The organism is Collinsella sp. AF31-11 (assembly GCF_003475605.1).
Taxonomy (GTDB): Bacteria; Actinomycetota; Coriobacteriia; order Coriobacteriales; family Coriobacteriaceae; genus Collinsella.
Genome location: NZ_QRQS01000002.1, coordinates 129,611 through 150,312 on the forward strand (window position 1 = coordinate 129,611; position 20,702 = coordinate 150,312).

Below are 20,702 nucleotides of genomic sequence, written 5' to 3' on the forward strand. Positions count from 1 at the left end.
TTACGCCAGCTTTGCTCCAACGATCTTTGCTGCTGCCGGCTTATCGAAGTTGCCGCCAGTGGCCTTACCCAGAGCGCCCATGACCTGGCCCATCTGCTTCTTGGACGTGGCGCCCAGCTCGGCGATGACCTGCTCGATCAGGGCCTCGAGCTCCTCGCCCGAAACCTGCGCGGGCAGAAGGCTCTCCAGAATCTTGACCTGCTCGGTCAGGTTGTCGGTACGCTCTTGGTCGGTGCCGGCCTTGATGGACATCTCCAGCGTCTCGCTCGTCTGCTTAATCAGACGCTTGATCATGCTGTTGACGTCTTCCTCGGTCACATCGCGGCGCTCGTTAACCTCGATATTCTTCACCTCGGCCTTGACCTGGCGAATGATGGACAGGCGAACCTTGTCCTTAGCCTTCATGGCCGCGATCATTTCCTTCTGCAGCTCTTCGTTGGTCATCTGCAAATCCTCCTCAATAGTGTGGGCGGCACTCACGCGAGCGCCATCCCATGATTACTCAGTCGTCGACGAATTGTCGGTCGAACTCTTGGTGACGCCCTTCAGGCTGACGTTGTACGGCACGTCCTTGGGCATGGGGTTGACGGTGATGTCGGCATCCTTCTTGTACTGCTCCAGCCACTCGCTGTACGCGGTGCTGGCCGCTTGCGTCTTCACCACGTTGGAGACGTACTTTTTGATGGCCTTGGGCACCTGGTTGATGTCATCAACCTGATTATCGACATGGAAGTAGTCGGTGCACTTGATGACGTGGTAACCGTACGTCGACTCGACGACTTCGCTCACGTCGCCCTTGTTGAGCCCCTCGAGCGCCGTCTGGTAGCTGTCGACAAAGGTGGTGAGCTTATCCCAGCCCACATCGCCCTTCTTCTCCTTGGAACCGGTGTCCTCGGAGTACTGTTCAACGGCGTCCTCAAAGCTCAGCTCACCGGAGTTGATCTTGTCCAGGCACTCCTGTGCCTTGGCCTTGGCGGCGGCCTTGTCCTCGTCGGAAGCGTCAGAATCGACCTTGATCAGGATGTTCGACGAGCGACGGGCGTCGTTGTAGCTGGACAGGTTTTCGTTGATGTAAGCGACAATCTCGCTGTCCTTGGGCTTGCTCGTGGGCGCGACGGCATCCTTAAGCTTTTGCTGCGCCAGGCTCTCCTTGAGCGAGTCCTTGTAGGTGTCCTCGGTATAGCCGTAGGTCTTGAGGGTCTTCTTAAAGGCCTTGGCACCGCCCGCGCTCTTGCATGCGTCCTTCCAAGCCTTCTCGACCTCCTCGTCCGACACCGTCACGCCGTTCTCCTTCTGTGCCTGTTGAAGCAGAATCTGCTGCGTGTAGGAGTCGATGAGTTGCTTGCGGTACTTCTTGGGCGTGAGGTCGTTGTCGACCAGGTACTGCGCCCAGTCCTTGTCCTTGGTGTAGCCGTAGGACGTGCGCATGCTCATGATCTGCTTGGTCACGGTGTCCTCGGTGAGGTTGGTGCCGTTGATAGTGGCAGCTACACCGCCGGTAAGCTTGTAGCCCGAGGTATCCTCTGCCTGCGACATCAGGCCGGAGCACGCCATGGCCGAGACGGAAAGCAGCATTGCCAGCACGCCGATGACCACCAGAACGATCTTGACGGTCTTGGACACGCGGGTCTTGCGCTGCTTCTTGCGAGAGCTGGAGGCGGCGCGAGCCTGCTGCTCGGGCGTCGGCTCGGGTGCGGGGTTCTTTTTCTTATTTGCCATAGTTGGCCTTTCGCATAACGAATCGAACAAACGCCATTGTGTCACAACGCAGCCCCCGCGGCACGCTTGGTGCATTGGGGACAGGTTAATCTGCACCATTTTGGTGCAAAGGGGACAGCTCTGGCAGCCGGCACCTTAGAAGTGACGGCGGATGGCGTCGACCATGCCCTGGGACGTGGTCTGGCCGAGCACGTCGGCTGCGGCATCGGCGTCCATAAAGACGTTCATGAGCGCCTGCAGGGCCTCGACCTGGCCGCCCGGCTCGGCGATGCCCAGATTGATGACGATCTGCGCCGGCACCGGAGCGCCCATGCCAGCCATAGCGTTAAATGTCACGGGCGCGGCGGGCTTCACCACCGCGATATAGGGCTTGGCCACAAACCCCGGATCGGTATGCGGAATGGCAATGTTTGCCGCCGGCATGGCAAGACCCGTGGGATAGGCATCCTCGCGCGTGCGAACGGCGTCGAACCAACCGTCGGCAATGTAGCCACGCGGTACAAGCTCGCCCTCAAGCCGCGCGAACACCTCATCCGGCGTCGCACACTCCCAATCAAAAAACACCAGCTCAGGCGCAAACAGCGCTTCGTTATCCGCCATGCGCTCACCTCTCTCACCTAGTCATTCAAGAACGTCCCCGATGACTACCCAAAACAAAAGGTGGCCACGCGCGCCTTGGCGCCAATGACCACCCTGACCACTCAACTAAATTGTACTGTGCGCCGCTAGCCGCGGGGCGCATCAATTGCGACCTTGCCGCTCTCCAGCACGTGGACGCGGCCGTCGGCGAGCATCTGCACGACCTCGGGATACAGTACGTGCTCAATCGCGTGGATGTGTTCCTCGAGCGTGTCGACATCCCAGCCCTCCTCGACAGCCAGCGCGCGCTGGGCGATGATGGGGCCGTTGTCGTAGACCTCGTTGGCAAAGTGCACGGTCACGCCGGTCACCTTGACGCCGCGCGCAAAGGCATCGTCGATCGCATGCGCGCCGGTAAAGCTCGGCAGCAGCGCCGGATGCAGGTTCACCACGCGGTTGGGAAACGCCGCCAGCAGCGGCGTGTGCACCATGCGCATGTAGCCGGCCATGACCACATACTCGCAGCCGCGCTCGAGCAGCTCGTGCGCGATGATCTCGTCGGCGGCGATGGGGTCGGCATAGACATCCTTGGACAGCGTCAGCGTCTGGATACCCGCACGCTCGGCACGCTGCAACCCCTTGGCCGAAGGACGGCTCGACACCACGAGCTCAATCGAAGCGTTGAGCTTGCCGGCAGCGATCAGGTCGATCAGCGCCTGCAGGTTGGTACCAGAACCGCTGATGAGCACGCCAATCTTGAGCGGCTCAGCCGTATCAGTGCCGGTCGGACGGGTGTAGGGCACATAGCCCAGGCCCTCACCAGCAGCCATCTGCTCGTTAGCGCTCATCGGAGTACACGACCTTACCGGAACCCTCGACGCACTCGCCCACGCGGAACGGCTTCTCGCCCAGCGCGACCAGGGCCTCGGTCACGGCGGCCTCGTCCTCGGGGGCGACGATCAGGCACAGGCCGACGCCCATGTTGAAGGTCTTGCATGCCTCGTTGGGCGCGAGCTCGGCCTGACGCGACACGTAAGTAATGACGGGCGGAACGTCCCATCCCATCTCGGCGCCGTTGCGGGTGACCACGGCGTCGACGTCGTCGGCGAGCGCGCGGTTGAGGTTCTCGGTAATACCGCCGCCAGTGATGTGGGCGATGGCGTGCACGTTGGCGCCGCCGCGCAGCAGCTCCAGGATCGGCTTGACGTAGATGCGCGTGGGGGCCAACAGAGCGTCTGCCAGCGATGCACCGCCGAGCTCCTCGAGCGGACGGCTCAGCTCCTCGGCCTTAGCGACGGCCTCGGGCGTGCCCGGCTTAACGCCGTCGACGCCAATGACCTTACGCACGAGCGAGTAGCCGTTGGAGTGCACGCCGGTGGAAGGCAGGCCCAGGATCACATCGCCCGGGCGGACGTTTGCGGGGTCGAGCATCTTGGGACGGTCGACGACGCCCACGGTAAATCCGGCAAGGTCGTAGTCGGCAGGAGCCATGACGCCCGGGTGCTCGGCCATCTCACCGCCCACGAGCGCGCAGCCCGCGAGCTTGCAGCCGTCGGCCACACCCTTGATAATCTTTGCCATGTGCTCGGCCTCGATGTGACCGATGGCAACGTAGTCCAGGAAGAACAGCGGCTCGGCGCCCGAAGCCAGAATATCGTTGACGCACATAGCGACCAGGTCCTGGCCAACCGTCTCGTGACGGTCCATGATCTGGGCGAGCACGAGCTTGGTGCCCACGCCGTCGGTACCGCTAATCAGGATCGGGTCTTCCATATCCTTGAGCGCGGCGGCCGAGAACAGGCCGCCAAAGCCGCCGATGCCACCGATAACCTCGGAACGGTTAGTGTCCTTGACCATCTGCTTAATCGCGTCGACGGCGCGACCGCCCTCGGCGGTGTCGACGCCGGCGTCCTCGTACGTCACATGCTTGCTGTCGCTCATCTGAGCCTTCCTCTCCCACTACCGTGGCGCCGCACGGGCGCCAAACGGTGCTCATAGTTGCGTTCATTTCGGCGCGCGCCATAACAGCACGCGCCGTCATATCAACAAAACAGCAGGTAAAACCTACCAAAATAAACCTGTCCCCATATGGCAGGTTTTATGCCTCGCCGTGCTCCTCTTCCCAGCTGCGGTCGTCGTATTTCTCGATCACGGCGTCGTCGTCAAAGTGCAGCGGCTTGTCCAGGTTGCGGGGCTTAAAGCCCTCCATAAACTTGTCGCGGCCAAAGCTCTCGGGAATCGCCACGGGGTAGCGGCCGGTAAAGCACGCATCGCAGTAACCGCCCTTGGGCATGACCTTAAGCAGGCCCTCGACCGAAAGGAAGGCCAGCGAATCGGCGCCGATATACTCGCAAATCTCGTCGACCGTCTTGTTGGCGCTGATAAGCTGCGACTGCACGTCGGTATCGATACCGTAGAAGCACGGCCAGATGACCTCGGGCGAGTTGATGCGGATATGAATCTCCTTGGCGCCGGCGTTGCGCAGCATCTTGACGAGCTGCACCATGGTGGTGCCGCGCACGATGGAGTCGTCGATGACGACCAGGCGCTTGCCCTCGATGTTGTCGCGCAGCGGGTTGAGCTTCATGCGCACGCCCATGGCGCGCAACTCCTGCGTAGGCTCGATAAACGTACGGCCCACGTAGCGGTTCTTGATAAGGCCCTCGCCAAAGGGAATACCGCTCTCGTGCGAATACCCCTCCGCAGGCGGCAGGCCGGAGTCGGGCACGCCGATGACCAGGTCGGCCTCGACAGGCTCCTCATGTGCCAGCTGACGACCCATGTCGTAACGGCAGGCATAGACGCTCTTGCCGTTCATGATGGAGTCGGGGCGGGCAAAGTAGACCTGCTCAAAGATGCAGTTGGCGGGCTCTTCGGCTGCAGGCACGCCCTGCTCGGATACCAGGCCCTCGGCGCTGATGCGCAAGATCTCGCCGGGACGGACGTCACGGACGTACTCGGCACCCACGATGTCGAGTGCGCAGGTCTCGGAAGCAACGACCCAGCCGCCGGCGCGCGTGACACGGACGGCGGAGTCGACCGTCGCGGCGCCGTCCTGCGACGGCAGCTGCGAAACGGCTGCGGCATCGGCCTGGTCCAGACCCTCGTCCACCAGCTTGCCCAGCACGAGCGGGCGAATGCCGTGTGGATCGCGGAATGCGTAGAGCGCCTGCTCGTTGATGAGCGTCATGGCGTAGCCGCCGCGCACGAGCTCCATGGTCTTGCGAATACCCTCGCGCAGGTGGCCCGTACGCTGGGTAAAGTAGCCGATAAGCTTGGTCGCGACCTCGGAATCCGAATTGGAGAGGAACGGCACGCCCAGCTCGATCAGCTGACGGCGCAGCTCGTCGGTGTTGACGAGGGTGCCGTTGTGCGCGAGCGCGATAATGACGCTATTGATGGTAGAGAGGTGCGGCTGAGAGGCTTCCCAGCTCTTGGCGCCGGCAGTGCCGTAGCGCACATGACCCACGGCCAGCTGGCCGGAGAGCGTCGACAGGTCGGCGTTGGAGAACACGCGGTCGAGCAGGCCCAGATCTTTGCGGACCATAACCGTGCCGCCGTCACCCACGGCGATTCCAGCCGATTCCTGGCCACGGTGCTGCAGCGCACGCAGGCCAAAGTACGTCAGTCGAGCCACGTCGCGATCGGGCGCCCATACGCCGAAAATGCCACATTCCTCATGCAGCTGGTCGGAGTCCGGATCATACGTCGACATGGTGTTCACCTGTCCCGCGGCACGCTCGGCCGCGCGGATGGTTTCTTGAGACATGGTATCCCCTCAGAGCCTCGTATTTTTGGCGTTACCCGCCTTATTATACGCACGGCGCGACGTGCTCCCCAGCGCATGAGCAGCGCTTTTTAAAAGCCCACCGAGCTAATAATCAGTTTTGTTGCCAAACATTTTATCGGTCTGTCCAGTGTAAGTGCCCGCGCCCCCAGATGGCCGCCGCGTCCGCCGTTGGGGATTACAAAGTTGCAATTGGGACGTTCGCCCTGTCTTTTGGCAGGTCGGCGGCGTATCCTTATAACCTACAACAAAGCGAGAAAGGTTCTGTATGGATCGAAACGAACTCGACCCCAGCGTCCCCAGCGCCACAGAGGTCAAGAAGATTCCCCTCATCATTAAGGTGTACGCCGTCCTGTGCATCCTTTCCGGCGTGGGCACGCTCCCGTCGGTCGCTGCCTTTATGTGGCAGGTCATCACGGCACTTGTTAACGGCAACGCCACCGAAAAGCTCGGCGACAACACGCTCGTCGCAGTCGGCCTTATCGTCGCCGGCATCATGCTCTCTGCGGCAAGTGCCGTCATCTTAATCATCTTTGGCCTGGACCTTATCAAAAACCAGCGCCGCAACGCCGCCCGCCTGTCCTACATCCTTATTGCATTCACCGTCGTCGAGCTTTTGGTCGACGTGATGCTCCAGGGCATCGGGCCCTTCCTGCTGCGTCCCGCGATCCAGCTCGGCATCCTTGTTGCACTTTCGGCAACCGTCGACCCCACGCTGCGTCAGGAGCGCGAACTGCAGCGCCGCCTGCAGGAGATGCTCGACCGCGACGCCGCCGCCGAGGGCATGCTCGGCCGCGATGAAACCGGCGAGGGCTACATCAAGCTCAACTACTTCAACCTGTTCTGGGTGTTCTTTGTCTGCTGCATACTCGGCCTGATCGCCGAGGACATCTGGCACATGACGGTCGACGACCCGGGCGTCTATCAGAACCGCGCCGGCATGCTGTTTGGCCCCTTCAGCCCCATCTACGGATTTGGCGCCGTGCTCATGACCATGGTGCTTAACCGCTTCTACAAAAAGAACCCCATCATCATTTTCCTGGTGAGCGCCCTGCTCGGCGCCAGCTTTGAGGTGTTCGTGGGCTGGTTTATGCAGACCGCGTTTGGCGTGGTCTCGTGGAGCTACTCGCACATAACGCTGTTCGGTTTGCCCGATCCGCTCGTGGTCCTCACGGGCGGACGCACCTGCACGGGCTTCGCCTGCCTGTGGGGCCTGGGCGGCCTCATCTGGATCAAGCTGCTGCTGCCGAGGCTGCTTAAGCTTATCAACAAGATCCCCTGGAAGAGCCGCTACTCGGCCACCGTCATCTTTACCGTTATCATGCTGGTCGACGGCGTCATGACGCTGCAGTCGCTCGACTACTGGTACCAGCGCGTTAACGACACGGAGCCGGACATTCCCGTCGCACAGTTCTACGGAGAGCACTTCGATAACGAGTACATGGAAAACCGCTTCCAGAGCATGACCATGAGCCCCAAGGATGCGACGCGCGTGTAGCGCCCACCGCGCCCAAAACGCAAAATGCCCGCCGGTATCACACGTACCGGTGGGCATTTTTATAAACGATCCTTCTATCGACGCAAGCCTCTACGCCTCGCGCTCGACCTCACTCACGCATTCGTTCTTAATGGTGCCAACGAGCGCCTGCAGCGCATCGACCACGTGCGGGCGAATGTCCCCGCCGATGAGCACGAGCATGATGTCGTCACCTACGGCAAGCTCGCCGCTTGCCAGCCACACACGCACATAGCCGATACCCGGCATCGCACGCGTCGCCTCGATAGCAGCCTGCACCTTCTGAGCATCGAAGCCAAACACCATGCCGCCCACCTTATGCCCAGGCGCCACGCCATCGGTCTCGACTCCGCGCACCTCAGCCTTGGGCGTCGCGCGCACCACACCGTTATGCGTCAGATACATCCCACAGCCTGCCGCCGAAGCATCGGCCTTGGCCTCGCGCAGCCAAGCATCAATCGAAGGCATCAATTTGCCACTCTCGAGCATCATTTCTCCCTTACCGTCGTCGAGTAGCCAATTTGGGACGGGGCCTTTTTAGCTACTCTCGAACAACTTATTCCTCGACCGGCGTGAGCACCATGACGGCGCGTGTGTTGCTCAGCGACAGCGAACGACAGGTCACAAGCGTTACAACCTTAGTTGCCGAAGCGGCACGATCGGTGGCATCACTCGCCACGGCAGAAGCGCCGTCGAGCATCTCGGACAGGTAGTTCTTGAGTCCGTCGTCGCCCTCAAAATTGGTCGTGCGCGCCTTGGCATACGTGTCCTCGACCACCTTGGTCGCCAGCGGACGCAACTTATACGTCGCATCGCGCGTGATGTAGTACACATATTCAATGCTATCGAACGTTGCCTGGTCAGTCGTATCCGAAATCACGTTGAACATCGACCCATCGTTCATATGGTGGCCGTAGATCGTGGTCTGCTGGTCGACCATTCCCGGCGCGGTGTCATCGCTATCCAAGAAGATGGCACCCGAGGCGTTAGACGTGCCATCGAACAGCGTGTTGAGGTATTTGGAGTTGTTGTTGGTCTGCACCACGGGATAGTTGATGTTGGTTCCCGGCACGTAAATCCAACCCACAATCTCGGGGTTCGTCTGAGCAAGCGCATCAAAGTCGATAATCGGCACGCCGCTGGCGTCCTTATCGCTTACATATTGCTTCTCGATTTTCTGATACGAATCGCTCGCCTGCTTATAGCCAATCTGGGCATTAATAAAAATAGCGGCGGCGGCGACAATCAGACCGATACCGATGATGATGAGCAGAATGGGAATAATGGAGTGGCGCTTTTTGCGCGGCGGCTCGGTGCGATCCGACGGCGCGGCATGCGATGAAGACCGGGGCGGCTTCTTAGCGGAGCTATAAGACGAAGGACGATATGCGGCCGGCGCGTCCTGTCGACGATGCGTCGCCGGTGTCACGGGGCGCGGCGCGCGCGGCTGCTGAGGAGAGGATGTCCGACCCTGCTGTGCCGCACGGGCAGCACCCGGCTTCGACGGATCGGGAATCTGAGAAGCCTTGAATCGTTTTCCCTGATAATCGGACATGGCTCTCCTTATACTGCGGTGAAACGGCGGAACGCTTAGGCGTCAGCCATCTCCTGCTTCATCTTCTCGATAACCTTGCGGTACTCGGGGTCGCAAGCACCCAGAATCTGTGTGGCATAGATGGCGGCGTTCTTGGCACCGTTGATGGCAACGCAGGCCACGGGCACGCCCGAAGGCATCTGCACCATCGACAGCAGCGAATCCATACCGCCCAGGTCACTCGTCTTCATAGGCACGCCGATAACCGGCAGCGGCGTAAAGGCAGCCACGACACCACCCAAGTGAGCGGCCTTGCCGGCGGCGGCGATAATCACTTTGATACCGCGATCGGCGGCAGTCGAAGCCCAGTCGTGGACCTTCGCCGGCGTGCGGTGCGCGCTCGCAATGACGAGCTCATAGGGCACACCCAGTGCCTCGAGCTCGGCGGTGCAGCCTTCCATAACGCCCAGATCGGACTTGGAACCCATGATGATCCCGACAACCGGCTTCTGATCTGCCATAAACATAGACCTCCTGTTGAGAGCGGTGACGCAGCGAATCCGCGACCCTTAACTGCAAATAATTCAAGTATAGCCACCGATGCCGATGTGTTCGGTGAGAGACGGAATGCTTTGCGAGATTAAGGCCGAAGGGTCGGAGCTTTCCGCCTACATTCAAAAAGCATGCCCACCGTCCTTGGGTGGGACGGCGGGCACGCTTGCTTAGCTGTTGCTGGGGCTACTTGGCCTTGCTGCGACGATGGAAGAAAGCGCCGATCGCGGCGATGATGGCGCCGAGACCACCGACGGTCACGACGGTCGCCGCCGTCTGGTCGCCGGTATTGGGGATCGCCGAACCGTTCTTCTTGCTGCCCTGGGCCTTGTCGCCTGCGGGCTTGCCCGCCTGGTTGCCGCCGTTCGAGCCATTGCCGGAACTCTGGTTGCCCGAGCCGCCCTGGTTGCCGGAGTCGGCATCCCTGAGGCTCTCAATGGCCAGCTTGAGCTGGTCATAGGCCGCCTGGAGCTGGGTGTCGGAAGCATTCTCATCACCCAAGACGTCCTCGGCGTAGGTAATGGCATCCGTCAGGGCCTTGACAGACTCGTCCGTCTTGCCCCTGGTGTCAGTCTCCTTCGCCTGCTTGACCAGGGCCTTGAGCTGCTTCTTAGTCGGATTCTCGACCGGGACCACCGGGGTCTTCTCGAGCGCGCCGCGGGCGCTCTCGAGCGCCCTGAGCGCCTGGTCGACCTCGTCCTGCGTGGCGTCCTCATCGCTCAAGATGGCGCGGGCGCTCGCCAGGGCGTTCTCGAGCGCCGTCCAGGAGGCCTCGGTGTAGTCACCGGCCTTGAGGTCGCCGGCAGCAACCTCGGCATCAACCTTTTCGATCGCGGTAGCGAGATCATCCTTCGCCACCGGATCGGGGACGGCCGTACCGTAGAACTTGAGCTCCGCCATGCTGCAGTAGGCATCAACGTCGCCACCGCCGGCGTGAATCACCTTGACGGTCACGTAGCGACCGCGCGCGGCGCCAAAGCTCATCTGCTTCCAGTCGCCACGGTCGGTGAGCACGCGGCCGTCGTTGTCGAAGGCGAACGTACCCATCGACGCGGCGGTGCCCATCTCATAACCGTCGGCAGTGTCGGAGACCAGTATCTCGGCCTCGAAGATATCGCCGTTAGTGCCGCCGTCCTGGCGCGGCAGGAATGTAACGTCGGTGAGATCGTAGTCGCGGCCCAGGTCGACACTCAGATACTGGGGCATACCGGTCCCATGGGCCCAGTCGCTGTGCCAAAGCGTCCGCTCGTCGCCGTCGAGAGCGTTGACGGCGTTGCTGCCCTCGTAGTCGGCCTCACTCGAGAAGTCGGCCACCTTGACGTTCTTGCGGTTCTCGGGCGTGTTGATGAGGATCTTCTCATCGACAGGGCGCATCTTGAGGCCGTCGATTGCCTTCTCGATCTTGGCAGTGGCGTCTGCGACATCCTTCTTGCTATAGCTGCCCTGGCCGCTGTCGAGGAGCTTCCGAGCCGCCTCGACCGCAGTGGTGAGAGCTGCATAGGAATCCTTGGTGTAGACGGACTCGCTGTAGCCCGCGGCCTTGGAAAGCGCTGCCACGAGCGCAGAGGTATCGACACCAGCCTTGACCTCGACCTCATAGGATGCGGTCTTGGAGGGGTCGAGTACCGACGCCACCGTGATCTTTGCCTTGCCGGCCTTGTTGGCACGCAGGTAGTAGCTCACGCTATCGCCAGCCTGAACAGCGGAGACGCTTACCACAGAGGGGTCGGAGCTCTCGACCGTCACATAGGGGTAGCCAGCGCTCTCAGGCGTAGCCTTGGCGTCGACGGGCGTAATGTCGCCTTCAAAGAACTCGGTCTGGTTCTTGCCTAGCTCGACACCCTCGATGGCCTCGACACCCTGCGTGTAGTTGAAGTTGACCTCACGCAGTGTGAGCATCTGGTCACCCGATGCCTCAAGCGGCGTGACCTCGACCTTGGTCGCCTTCTTGCCCTTGTTCTCGGCAGAGAGGTCAAAGGCGTAGCGAGCCAGGAAGGAATCGTACTCCCCGCCCGCGAACTCTTGGATCGAGCCATCCTCGAACGTCACGACGGCCTTGATCTTCTGTACGGTTCCGTTGCCGCCGTTGCGGTTAACGACCTCGACGCTATCGAGTTTCGACGGCGTCTTAAATGCGAATGTCATCGTGGTGGGAAGCTTCACGTAACTCGGTAGCTTACCCTCGCTGTCCCAGTTGCCACTCCAGTTCCACAGGAACTCAAAGCCGTTGTCGCCCTCGTTATTATCGAACAGCGCGTTATAGCTCTTCTGCTGGATAAGTTTCTCGACGTTGGTCCCGTCGTCGGTCGTGAGCTCATCGTTGGTCATCGTGATGTTGAAGGCATCCTGGGCGTACTCGGCGACCGTTGGCTGAGGAACGTCCGGCATCGTCACCGTGCCGTCGCTCGCAAACTCAAGTGCGTCGCATGCCGGGCCGATAAGCCAAGATGTCGAGGGCAGTTCGACCTTTCCGGCGGTCTTGGCCTTGAGCTTGAAACTCGCCACCGCGCCAGTACCGTTGTAGAGCTTGCCATCGCCGCGGTTGGCAAAGGCGAGATTGATAGTCTGCGTTCCGTCCACGAACTGGACCTTCTCGCGAGACAGGTTCTCCATGCCGGCAGTCGAGCCGTCCTGCGCGATGCTCTCGGACACAAACTCGAACTGGTCGCTCTTGAAGTTGACGAGGGCACCCAGGGCGTTGACGTTCTTGGCGTCGGCCGCATAGACATCAACGGTGATCTCATCACCGGCCTCGACCTCGGTCTTGCTCGGAATCACCGCGAGCGAACCTGCGACCTTGCCCTTTTGTTTAGTGCCGCCGTCAAGACCCGCCATGGTGAACGAGTAATCGTAGACGTCGTAAACGCCGTTATCGTTGAGGTCGGCGAAGTGGTCGCGGATCTGCGAACCGAACGTCGGGGTATCGGGCTCGCGATTCTCGAGGCCCAGATAGTTCTTCATGTTGGAGTAGTCTCCGTCGGAGATCGTGGCCTTGTTGAGGTTGGAGCCCACGGCGAAGCCATCCGTGCCGTCGGTCTTGTAGATGGCAATCTCGGACGCGGAGAAGAAATTGCCGACCGAGGCGAGCGGTGTCATGCGCACGTAACGAGCGGCCACGGTGCCGTCAAACGCTACCGTCTTACAATCAGCGGAACGTGCCCAATCGACCTCCTGGCTCGTCCAGTGGACGCCATCGAGACTCGTCTCAACACGCATCTTGGTCACGGTGCCGTTGCCGGCGTCATCGCGCGGATAGTACTCGAGCTTATCGAGCTTGTAAGCGCGTCCATAGTCAACGGTAAGCGCCTTGCCCAGATCGTTGCCACCGGAGTGGAAACCGCCGTCGCCCGACTGGAACTCATGGTCGAAGGCGAGCTCGGCCTTATGGCTGCCGTAAAGTGAGCCCTCCCAGGTGATTTCCTCGGCGTCGGGGACGTTCCGCCACGGATCGAGTGCGGAGTTCGCCTCGAGCACATCGCTCCAGGCGGAGTAACCTTCGGCGTTGCGCGAACGAATCTGGTAGGTGTGCTTGCTATTGTAGGCGAGGTCGGTGTGCGTGAACTCGGCCGCATCACCCACGGCAAACACAGTGCCGTCGACCTTAAGGTCGTAGGAGGTAGCACCATCGACCTTTCCCCAGGTGAGCTTGATGCTCGTTGGGGTCGTGGCGTCCTCGGGGGCAGTAAGGTTCGTGGGTGCGGAGAGGTTCTCGTTGAGGCGATCGGCTGTGAGCGTGGCGTCGGCGTTCACGAAACCGCCCAGCTCAAGCGTCTGCGCCGCTGCAGCAACATCGGTCTTCGCGAACTTGACGTAGACCTTGGGGTTCGTGGTGATCTTGGTGTTGTTAAAGCTCTCGCCCTGCTCGGCCTCGGTGCCGTCCGCATCGCTGCCGTAGTGGTTGAGGTTGGGGGTCTCGCTGTAGAAGTAGACCGCCTGGCCGGCCTCGGGGGTCGCGGCGTCAAAGGTCTCCTGCGAGTCGACCTCAACCACGTTGAGTGCGGATCCGCCGTTCTTGGCGACAACGCTCGTGGGCTTGGCGGACACATTGGCCACGAAGGTCGTGGTGCGGTTGGAGTCGTAGCCGTTGTAGCCGCCCTGCGAGGCCTCGGCGGTAAAGGTCGCGGTGCCGCCTGCGGCCTTGGAGCTGTAGACGGTGCTCACATGCTCACCGTAGGAGATATTGTCGATCGTGCCGTAGGAATCGTCCTCAGTCGTGTTGTTCTCGATGGAGGAGCCGTCGTCCTCGTACTGCGTAAAGGTGCCGTCGCCCTCGGTGGCGAAGAACTCGACGATACGCTGGCTGCGGTCGGTACCCTTGGTGTTGGTGTCGCTCACGGCCTCGGGGTTGTTGTTCTCGGCGTACATCGGCACGATAGCGTTGGCCTTCACAAACAGCGGCAGCTTCCAAAGCGGAGCCTCGTAGTTGTTGAGAACCTGGCCGCCGCGATACTGCTTACCCGAGAAGTAATCGATCCAGATGGTGGGATTCTCGTCGGTGCCGTAGTTGGGGAGGTAAATCCCATTGCGAATGTCGTTGCCGTTCTCGTCTGCCTGGGTATCCTGATACACCGGTGCCACTAGGAAGTTCTCACCGAACATATACTGGTACTGCGTCGAAGTGCTTGCGGCGTACTCGGAGTTGTCGGAAAGCAGCATGGCGCGGATCATGGGCAGGCCGGCATCGCCGTTACCCGTGTCGATGTTGGCCGCCGAGGCCGCGCTCGTGTAGATATAGGGCATGAGCTGCGCCTTGAGCTTGAGGTAGAAGCGCGAGATGCCTGTGTAGGGATCGCCGTGCGTCATGGGCGATTTACGGTAGGTGCCCCAACCGTCCATGTCAAGCATAGAGGGCGTGAACGTCTTCCACTGGTAGTCACGCGCAGAGATGATGGGGTCGCCGCCAAAGATGCCATCCATGTCGGAGCCGATGTTGGGGTTGCCCGAAAGACTCTGACCGATATACGTGGGGATATGGAAGCGAATGTACTCCCAGTTACCGCCATACTGGTCGCCGGTCCAAATGCCACCAAAGCGCTGCGTGCCGGCCCAACCATCGAGCGTGATGATGTTGGGGCGCTTGTTAGCGCCGGTCGTCACCGTGTCATAAGCTGTCTTGATGCCATTAAGACCAAAGGAGTAGCCAGATCCAACCCAGGCAACGTCGGTCTTAAGGGTAGTGATGCCTCCCGTCTTGACCTCGGCGTCGAAGTCGCGAAGCAGATGCCACGGGGTCTCAGGGTTGCTGTCGGGCTCAAGGTTGGACTGGGTCCACAAGCCCGTGCTCACACCCTTGGAGTTGGCATACTCGGTGAACTTCTTAAGGTTGTCGACATTGGCACGCACAGCGTTAAGACGGTCGGCCGAGCTCGCTCCGTCGGAGTTGACGCCGCCGGTCTTGTAGTAACCGTTCTGGCCATAGCCGGCGCCGTAACCGTCGTTCGGCAGGAACCAGCCGAGCGGCATGTCGTTGTCCTCGTAGTCATCGATAACCTGCCGAGCAGAGAACTGGCGGTCGAAATCGGTCGCTTTCATGTTCTCGGTATCAACCGTAGGGCCCTCACCGTTGAGCGTCTCGGCCGCAAGTGTGCCGTCGAGCTTGTAGCCCGTCGACATGCCAGACTCGTACTTAACGTCGCCCTTCTCGCTCGAGGACTTGCTGCCCTTGGTCTCCCACTTCTTTTGACCCGAGGTCGTTGACCAGCCATCACGGTTATAGGCATTAAGATGACCAAGGTAGAACCCGTACTCGGGCAGCAGTACCGGGTTACCGGTCACCTTGTAGTAGTCCTGCAGCATCTCGGTTGCCACGTTCGAAGCGCCCTCGTTGGTCGCCACGAAGTAGTAGGCATCAAACTCATTCTCGCTGTGCAAAGTCGTGACCGTCGATGAGTCCGTGGAACCGAAGTCGTAGGAACCCTCTGCAAACGTGTTTCGGAGTACGCCGTAGCCGTCACTCGTCCAATAAAACGGGTTGGGCGAGGCAACGCCGCCATCGGTCCAGTTGTTCGTGTTGGAGATGGCGATGGTCTGGTTGGTGTGCAGGAAGCGTCCGTTCTGGGTGCCGCCGCCAAAGAAGTTCTCGGACTTCTCCTTGGCGAGCGTCTGGACGGTACCCTTCTTATCAAGGTCGAGGGACGCGGACTCGGAAACCACGACACGGTCGCCTGACTTGATACTCATCTTGCCAGTCGCCTTGTCCAGGATCACGGTCGCCTTTCCGCCGGTGATCTCGATAGTGTCGCCCTTGTCGGCAACCGTCGCACTCGGCTTGCTGTAGGTGTCCGAGGTATCGGGCTGAGCCTGGATCTTAGCCGTGTGGGACTTACTACGCGGCGTGGCGTACTCGGAAAACTCACCCTTGGGGTCGACGTTATAACGGAAAATACCGTCCTCGAGGAACGTAATACGGCCCTTGATGCCGTCAGCGAAATCGATGTCGACGACATTCGAGGCAGACTGGGACACGGTCGCCGAGTCGACGCCCTTGAGTGGCGTGGCAATCGCCTGCTGGGGATTGGCAAACACGAGCGTCGCTGCAGTGGCAACGAGGACCGCGCTTCCCTTCACCCACCGTTTCGTAAAAATGGAATTCCTGCGCATCTGGTCTCCTTTCTTCCGACATGCTGAGGTGCCGAGGACGCCCCCCCCCGGCAGCATGGGAAAACGTATCAAACGGAGATGTTCGGTACATTCCGCACAATGGGGGCCACCCGTTACCAAGGGGCCAACTGGTAGTAACCAGATAGCCACCTACTAGGTCATATCAACATATGGGAGCACTTGCGCACCCAAGTTCGGAATTCTCCCAGCGGCAGCAAAATAAGCGTCAACGGCAAGGTGGGCTTAATAAGCCATACCAATTGGTTCTTCAGTCAAATACCAATCTAGCAAAAATGTACTGTTTGTCTGGTATTACACAGACCATACCTTTCCCTCGGGAACTGGGCTTCGCGAAGTTTCCCGAGGGAAAGGCTCAGCCGCCATCCTGCAACCTACCGGGGATTGCCATGACGTACGTTGGCTGATTTGGTTTGGAATGAGATGTTGACGGTGGCTGATGGGCACAACTGTCCCGGGTGCATTTCAAGATGCACCTAAATGTCTGTCTTTATCCTTATAGATTGTCCAGGTAGTCGTCGGCATCATAGGTAAGGCTGTAAGCTTTATTCAGGATGCGCACGAGCTCCTGGGCATCGTGCTCGCCGAGCGCTGAGAGTTGTTTCGAGAGCGATGCCACACTCTCGGCATTTTTTTTCGCCGCGAAATCACGGCCTTCCTCGGTAATGCTCGCCAGCACACGCCGACGATCGTTTGGATCAGTCCTGCGCTGAACGTAACCCTTACTCTCGAGTGAATCCAAGATATGCGACATGCGCGCACGGGAGAATTTCAGCTTCTTGGCAATCTCGGAGGGAATGACATCACCGTCAATACCCGATAGATACTGTAAAACCGGTGCCTCGCCCACACTGGCGCCGCCGGCAGCACTCAAGGATCCCTTGGCAAGGGAACGTGAGTACACAATCAGTTTTCGAGCGACGTCATCGTAATCCACTGGGGATATTGTCCTTTGCAACTCTAGAAGGGCCATAAAACCGTCATTTGCCGTACATTAGTTAACATTCGCAACAATTATTTATGATACCCCAACGCGGAAGTCTATTGCTCGTCCTTCTTGCGTCGCATAAGCTCCTCAACGTCGACACCAGCGGCCTCGAGCATGCGCTCGACATTCTTTTTGGCGTTGGTCGTGCCGACCTTAAGCACGATCGAAAGCGGAGTGCCCACCACCAGGCACACGATGCCCACGGGGACACCCCAGCCGGGGCCGCCCTGCATACCCCACATCCCCATCAAAAAGCCAATCGCCACGAGCGAATAGCCCAGGCGCAGCCAAACATTGAGCCGCTGAATAGCATCGGTCTGCATCTTTGCCTCGCGAATCAAGTCGTCGCGCGAAAGGTCGTGTCCATGTTTCTCGTGCATATGGTCCTCCTCGTGCAAAGTGTGCATCATGCGCAAGTGCATCGTTTGTCGAATACGTCATCTTTCAAGAGCAATATAGCGGGTGTCGTGTAGGCGATGGAGGTCGCTGGCCATATTGCCCTTGAAGGGCGGCGCAAAATCAGAAGGCCGTGCGGTTGAGGCCGCACGGCCTTACAGGGGGCCAGGGGATGATGACTAGTAGCTCAGTGCCGGGTCGAAGAAGCCAATGAGAACGCCCACAAATGCGATCACAACGAGGATCAGCATCATAACGATGGGGTTGACCTTCTTCTTGGTCATCATGTACCAGCAGAAGATGATGAAGATCATCGGCAGCAGGTGCGGATAGATGCCATCGAGCGTGTCCTGGAACTTACCGCCACCGGGCAGCACCAGGTTGGGGCTGCAGGTGATGGAGACCCAGGTAGCACCGACTGCACCGATGACCATGGTACCGACCATCACGATGGAATCACGCAGAGCCTTGGCCTTGGGGCCGACGAGGGCCTCGACCGCCTTGCCGCCGAGCTCATAGCCCTGGTTGTAGGCAAAGCGCATGCCAAGGAACATGAGCAGGTTCCACACGACAATATAGAAGATGGCGCCGAGCGGGGAGCCGCCGGTCGAGAGACCGAGGGCAATACCGAGCAGGATCGGGATCAGGGTACCGACGATCAGCGAGTCGCCAAGGCCGGCGAGCGGGCCCATGAGGCCGGCGCGGATGCCGTTGATGGCGTCGTCGTCGATGGCCTCGCCGTTTGCGCGAGCCTCCTCGAGGCCGGCGGTGACGCCGACAATCATGGTGCCGATCTGCGGCTCGGTGTTGAAGAACGCGGAGTAGGTCTGGAGGGCCTGCTTCTGCTCCTCGGGCGTGTCGTAGAGCTCCTCGACAATCGGAAGCATGGCGCACAGGTAACCGAAGGTCTGCATGTGCTCCTGCGAGAAGCAGGTCAGGTTGCCATAGGACCAGTTACGGAACGACTTGGCAAGCGTTTTCTTAGAGAGCTTTTTCTTCTCTGCCATTAGATGTCCTCCTCTTCCTCATCATCTGAGCCCGAGGCGATAGCTGCCTTGGGAGCGTTTGCGAGGTCGATCTTGAGCGAAGCGATCTCATAGTTGATCAGGGCGAAGAAGCAGCCGATGCCGGCAGCGGCGATCAGGTTGCAGCCCATAACAGCGGACAGGGTGAAGCCGAAGAAGAACGTCAGGAAGTCCGTGGGCTTAGAGATGACCTGCTTGAGTAGGATGGCGATACCGACGGTAGGCAGCAGCGAGCCGACGGTAAACAGCGTCTTCATCGCGATGCCGTCCATGGGCATGTAGGTCTTCATGAGGTCGACCATGGCGGTGCCGCCCATGGTGATGATGAACGTCGGGAGGAACGAGCAGACGATGTGACCGATCCAAGGCAGAACGTTGTTGACCAGGTAGAGCTTGTGGAGATCGCCCTTCTCGAGCCACTTCCAGCCCATGCCCTGCCACACCAGGTTGATGGTGGCGGTGCCATAGAAGAGCACAGTGCCGAGCGTGCCGACGGCGGCACCGAGGGATGCGGCCATGCCGGCAGCCTCAGCGGAGGCGGGATCGATGCCCGAGTTCTTGATGGCGAGGATCGCCAGCGGGATGCCGATATAGGACACGGCGCGGACGTCGGCGGAGACGGTTCCGCCGGGGGTCACGAGAGCGATGTAGACAACCTGGATGGCAGCGCCGACGAGGATACCCGTCTGCATATCGCCCATGATGATGCCGACGATGAGGCCGGCGACCAGAGGACGACCCAGAGTGTAGTTGCCGATCGTCGTGCCGCCCATGCCAGGCAGTGATGCCAGGCAGGCGAACAGGCCGAACAGCGCGGCTTGGAATGCATTGATTGCCATGCTTTCCCCTTTCTTTATTCCTCAGCCCCTTTCACCAAGGGCTGTAGATACCAAAATGCGGCTGGCACCTAACTAGAAGCCAAACTGACCGCGGAACTTGGGCCACTCACCGATGGACTTCTCCTTGATAAGGGCGAACTCGACCGTGTAGCCGGCGTTGGTGAGATCCTCGAGCGCCTGGGCCTCTTCCTGCGTGATCGACTGGTTGTTGCCAAGCTTGGTGGTGCCGGGACGATCGTTGCAGGGACCGACGATGATGCGGTCCATGCCGGGCTTAAAGCCAAAATCGACGAGAAGTTCCTTCATGTCGAGCGGGTTCTTGGTGATCAGGAAGTACTTGGTGTCGGACTTGAGAACCTTCTCGGAGACCTCCTTGAAGTGCTCCTTGGTCCACACGAACGTCTTCTTGCCCGAGGCACTCTTGTAGGCCTCCTTGAGCACGGGGTTGGACGCTGCAGCGTCGTTGACGGCGATAAGACCGTCGCAGGGATACTCGAGGGCCCAACGGGTAACGGTCTGTCCATGGATCATACGGTCATCAATACGGATGAACGAAATCATGCGTTCTCCCTTTCTTTATCACCGGGGGTCTTTCCTCTTAACCCCCGCTCCATCACGAAAATTTGGGCGGATGCGCTGCCTAGATGTCGTCGTCCTCGTCGTCGGCGTCATCGGTCGGGACAACGAGCTCGGACATACCGTTCTTGCCCTCCTGCAGCATCATCTGCTTGAGGGAATCCAGGTCCATGGTGGCAAGCCCCATCATGGCGGTCATAGCCATGGGCAGATTCATACCGCCGAAGGCAATGGTGTGGGCGAGCAAACCCTTCTCGGCCAGCGTGTTCATGGCATTGGTGAGCGGCGATCCGCCCAGGATGTCACCAAGCAGGACAACCTCGTCATCGGCGGTAACGGGAGCGAGCATCGCCTTGACGTTCTCGACATACTCGTCAGCGCCCATGCCGTCCACGAGACTCGTCGACAAGATGTTCGGGGCGTCATTGCCGAGCATCTTGAGGACACTGTGCAGTCCGGGAGCGAGCGTTCCGTGACTGACCATTACCAGATACCGCATGCGGTCTCCTCTCGACCTGCCGTGTGTCGCACGGCTTTGCTTTTTGCTGAGATTATTGTTGCGCCGGGGCATGT

General features: G+C 60.0%; 17 protein-coding genes. 1 reads left to right on the forward strand and 16 read right to left on the reverse strand.

The window, feature by feature from the left end; translation table 11 throughout:
- The 6 genes from DWZ22_RS01645 to purF all read right to left on the reverse strand — a co-directional run bounded on the left by DWZ22_RS01645 (position 1) and on the right by purF (position 6,067).
- The gene (locus DWZ22_RS01645) at positions 1-444 is read right to left on the reverse strand and encodes a GatB/YqeY domain-containing protein (RefSeq protein ID WP_006235801.1); all 444 of its coding nucleotides are present in this window, start codon (positions 442-444) and stop codon (positions 1-3) included.
- Between the two features lie 54 nt (positions 445-498).
- Positions 499-1,719 (reverse strand): peptidylprolyl isomerase, encoded by a 1,221-nt coding sequence (locus DWZ22_RS01650; protein ID WP_118405277.1) that lies wholly within the window; start codon positions 1,717-1,719, stop codon positions 499-501.
- Positions 1,720-1,854: 135 nt separating this feature from the next.
- Positions 1,855-2,319, reverse strand: a complete 465-nt coding sequence (locus tag DWZ22_RS01655; protein ID WP_118405278.1) for a PTS sugar transporter subunit IIA — start codon at positions 2,317-2,319, stop codon at positions 1,855-1,857.
- A 125-nt stretch (positions 2,320-2,444) separates the two neighbouring features.
- A complete protein-coding gene (purN, locus tag DWZ22_RS01660) occupies positions 2,445-3,146 on the reverse strand; it encodes a phosphoribosylglycinamide formyltransferase (protein ID WP_118405279.1) in 702 nt (233 codons plus the stop codon).
- A complete protein-coding gene (gene purM / locus DWZ22_RS01665) occupies positions 3,136-4,239 on the reverse strand; it encodes a phosphoribosylformylglycinamidine cyclo-ligase (protein WP_117646159.1) in 1,104 nt (367 codons plus the stop codon). The genes purN and purM overlap by 11 nt, the downstream gene beginning before the upstream one ends.
- 157 nt (positions 4,240-4,396) lie before the next feature.
- The gene (gene purF / locus DWZ22_RS01670) at positions 4,397-6,067 is read right to left on the reverse strand and encodes an amidophosphoribosyltransferase (protein WP_117564038.1); all 1,671 of its coding nucleotides are present in this window, start codon (positions 6,065-6,067) and stop codon (positions 4,397-4,399) included.
- Between the two features lie 286 nt (positions 6,068-6,353).
- On the opposite strand from purF, the gene DWZ22_RS01675 reads away from it, so the two are divergent.
- Positions 6,354-7,583, forward strand: a complete 1,230-nt coding sequence (locus DWZ22_RS01675; protein ID WP_117855488.1) for a putative ABC transporter permease — start codon at positions 6,354-6,356, stop codon at positions 7,581-7,583.
- Positions 7,584-7,673: 90 nt separating this feature from the next.
- Here the strand turns inward: DWZ22_RS01675 and DWZ22_RS01680 are convergent, their stop codons facing one another.
- The 10 genes from DWZ22_RS01680 to DWZ22_RS01725 form a co-directional block, all read right to left on the reverse strand.
- Complete coding sequence (locus DWZ22_RS01680; RefSeq protein WP_117564036.1) at positions 7,674-8,090, reverse strand: molybdenum cofactor biosynthesis protein MoaE; 417 nt, start codon at positions 8,088-8,090, stop codon at positions 7,674-7,676.
- 67 nt (positions 8,091-8,157) lie between these two features.
- A complete protein-coding gene (locus tag DWZ22_RS01685) occupies positions 8,158-9,156 on the reverse strand; it encodes a class B sortase (RefSeq protein WP_117646156.1) in 999 nt (332 codons plus the stop codon).
- Between the two features lie 35 nt (positions 9,157-9,191).
- Positions 9,192-9,656: a 5-(carboxyamino)imidazole ribonucleotide mutase gene (gene purE, locus DWZ22_RS01690; RefSeq protein ID WP_117776632.1), complete on the reverse strand. Its 465-nt coding sequence runs from the start codon at positions 9,654-9,656 to the stop codon at positions 9,192-9,194.
- Positions 9,657-9,873: 217 nt separating this feature from the next.
- Positions 9,874-16,287 (reverse strand): discoidin domain-containing protein, encoded by a 6,414-nt coding sequence (locus DWZ22_RS01695; protein ID WP_158573284.1) that lies wholly within the window; start codon positions 16,285-16,287, stop codon positions 9,874-9,876.
- Between the two features lie 514 nt (positions 16,288-16,801).
- Positions 16,802-17,242: a MarR family winged helix-turn-helix transcriptional regulator gene (locus tag DWZ22_RS01700; RefSeq protein ID WP_158573285.1), complete on the reverse strand. Its 441-nt coding sequence runs from the start codon at positions 17,240-17,242 to the stop codon at positions 16,802-16,804.
- A gap of 104 nt (positions 17,243-17,346) precedes the next feature.
- A complete protein-coding gene (locus DWZ22_RS01705) occupies positions 17,347-17,673 on the reverse strand; it encodes a hypothetical protein (RefSeq protein WP_117646153.1) in 327 nt (108 codons plus the stop codon).
- Between the two features lie 195 nt (positions 17,674-17,868).
- On the reverse strand, positions 17,869-18,696 hold the full coding sequence (locus tag DWZ22_RS01710) for a PTS system mannose/fructose/sorbose family transporter subunit IID (protein ID WP_117646152.1): 828 nt from the start codon (positions 18,694-18,696) through the stop codon (positions 17,869-17,871).
- Positions 18,696-19,553 (reverse strand): PTS sugar transporter subunit IIC, encoded by an 858-nt coding sequence (locus DWZ22_RS01715; protein ID WP_089572605.1) that lies wholly within the window; start codon positions 19,551-19,553, stop codon positions 18,696-18,698. The genes DWZ22_RS01710 and DWZ22_RS01715 overlap by 1 nt, the downstream gene beginning before the upstream one ends.
- A gap of 72 nt (positions 19,554-19,625) precedes the next feature.
- On the reverse strand, positions 19,626-20,114 hold the full coding sequence (locus tag DWZ22_RS01720) for a PTS sugar transporter subunit IIB (RefSeq protein WP_089572604.1): 489 nt from the start codon (positions 20,112-20,114) through the stop codon (positions 19,626-19,628).
- A 79-nt stretch (positions 20,115-20,193) separates the two neighbouring features.
- The gene (locus DWZ22_RS01725) at positions 20,194-20,628 is read right to left on the reverse strand and encodes a PTS sugar transporter subunit IIA (RefSeq protein WP_089572603.1); all 435 of its coding nucleotides are present in this window, start codon (positions 20,626-20,628) and stop codon (positions 20,194-20,196) included.
- Positions 20,629-20,702 lie beyond the last annotated feature (74 nt).

Excerpts from the sequence above, each read along its gene's own strand:
- DWZ22_RS01675 (WP_117855488.1), top strand. The coding sequence starts at position 6,354 with ATGGATCGAAACGAACTCGACCCCAGCGTCCCCAGCGCCACAGAGGTC.
- DWZ22_RS01710 (WP_117646152.1), bottom strand. The coding sequence starts at position 18,696 with ATGGCAGAGAAGAAAAAGCTCTCTAAGAAAACGCTTGCCAAGTCGTTC.
- DWZ22_RS01725 (WP_089572603.1), bottom strand. The coding sequence starts at position 20,628 with ATGCGGTATCTGGTAATGGTCAGTCACGGAACGCTCGCTCCCGGACTG.
- DWZ22_RS01655 (WP_118405278.1), bottom strand. The coding sequence starts at position 2,319 with ATGGCGGATAACGAAGCGCTGTTTGCGCCTGAGCTGGTGTTTTTTGAT.
- DWZ22_RS01685 (WP_117646156.1), bottom strand. The coding sequence starts at position 9,156 with ATGTCCGATTATCAGGGAAAACGATTCAAGGCTTCTCAGATTCCCGAT.
- purN (WP_118405279.1), bottom strand. The coding sequence starts at position 3,146 with ATGAGCGCTAACGAGCAGATGGCTGCTGGTGAGGGCCTGGGCTATGTG.
- DWZ22_RS01715 (WP_089572605.1), bottom strand. The coding sequence starts at position 19,553 with ATGGCAATCAATGCATTCCAAGCCGCGCTGTTCGGCCTGTTCGCCTGC.
- DWZ22_RS01680 (WP_117564036.1), bottom strand. The coding sequence starts at position 8,090 with ATGCTCGAGAGTGGCAAATTGATGCCTTCGATTGATGCTTGGCTGCGC.
- DWZ22_RS01650 (WP_118405277.1), bottom strand. The coding sequence starts at position 1,719 with ATGGCAAATAAGAAAAAGAACCCCGCACCCGAGCCGACGCCCGAGCAG.
- purE (WP_117776632.1), bottom strand. The coding sequence starts at position 9,656 with ATGGCAGATCAGAAGCCGGTTGTCGGGATCATCATGGGTTCCAAGTCC.
- DWZ22_RS01645 (WP_006235801.1), bottom strand. The coding sequence starts at position 444 with ATGACCAACGAAGAGCTGCAGAAGGAAATGATCGCGGCCATGAAGGCT.
- purM (WP_117646159.1), bottom strand. The coding sequence starts at position 4,239 with ATGAGCGACAGCAAGCATGTGACGTACGAGGACGCCGGCGTCGACACC.
- DWZ22_RS01705 (WP_117646153.1), bottom strand. The coding sequence starts at position 17,673 with ATGCACGAGAAACATGGACACGACCTTTCGCGCGACGACTTGATTCGC.
- purF (WP_117564038.1), bottom strand. The coding sequence starts at position 6,067 with ATGTCTCAAGAAACCATCCGCGCGGCCGAGCGTGCCGCGGGACAGGTG.
- DWZ22_RS01720 (WP_089572604.1), bottom strand. The coding sequence starts at position 20,114 with ATGATTTCGTTCATCCGTATTGATGACCGTATGATCCATGGACAGACC.
- DWZ22_RS01695 (WP_158573284.1), bottom strand. The coding sequence starts at position 16,287 with ATGCGCAGGAATTCCATTTTTACGAAACGGTGGGTGAAGGGAAGCGCG.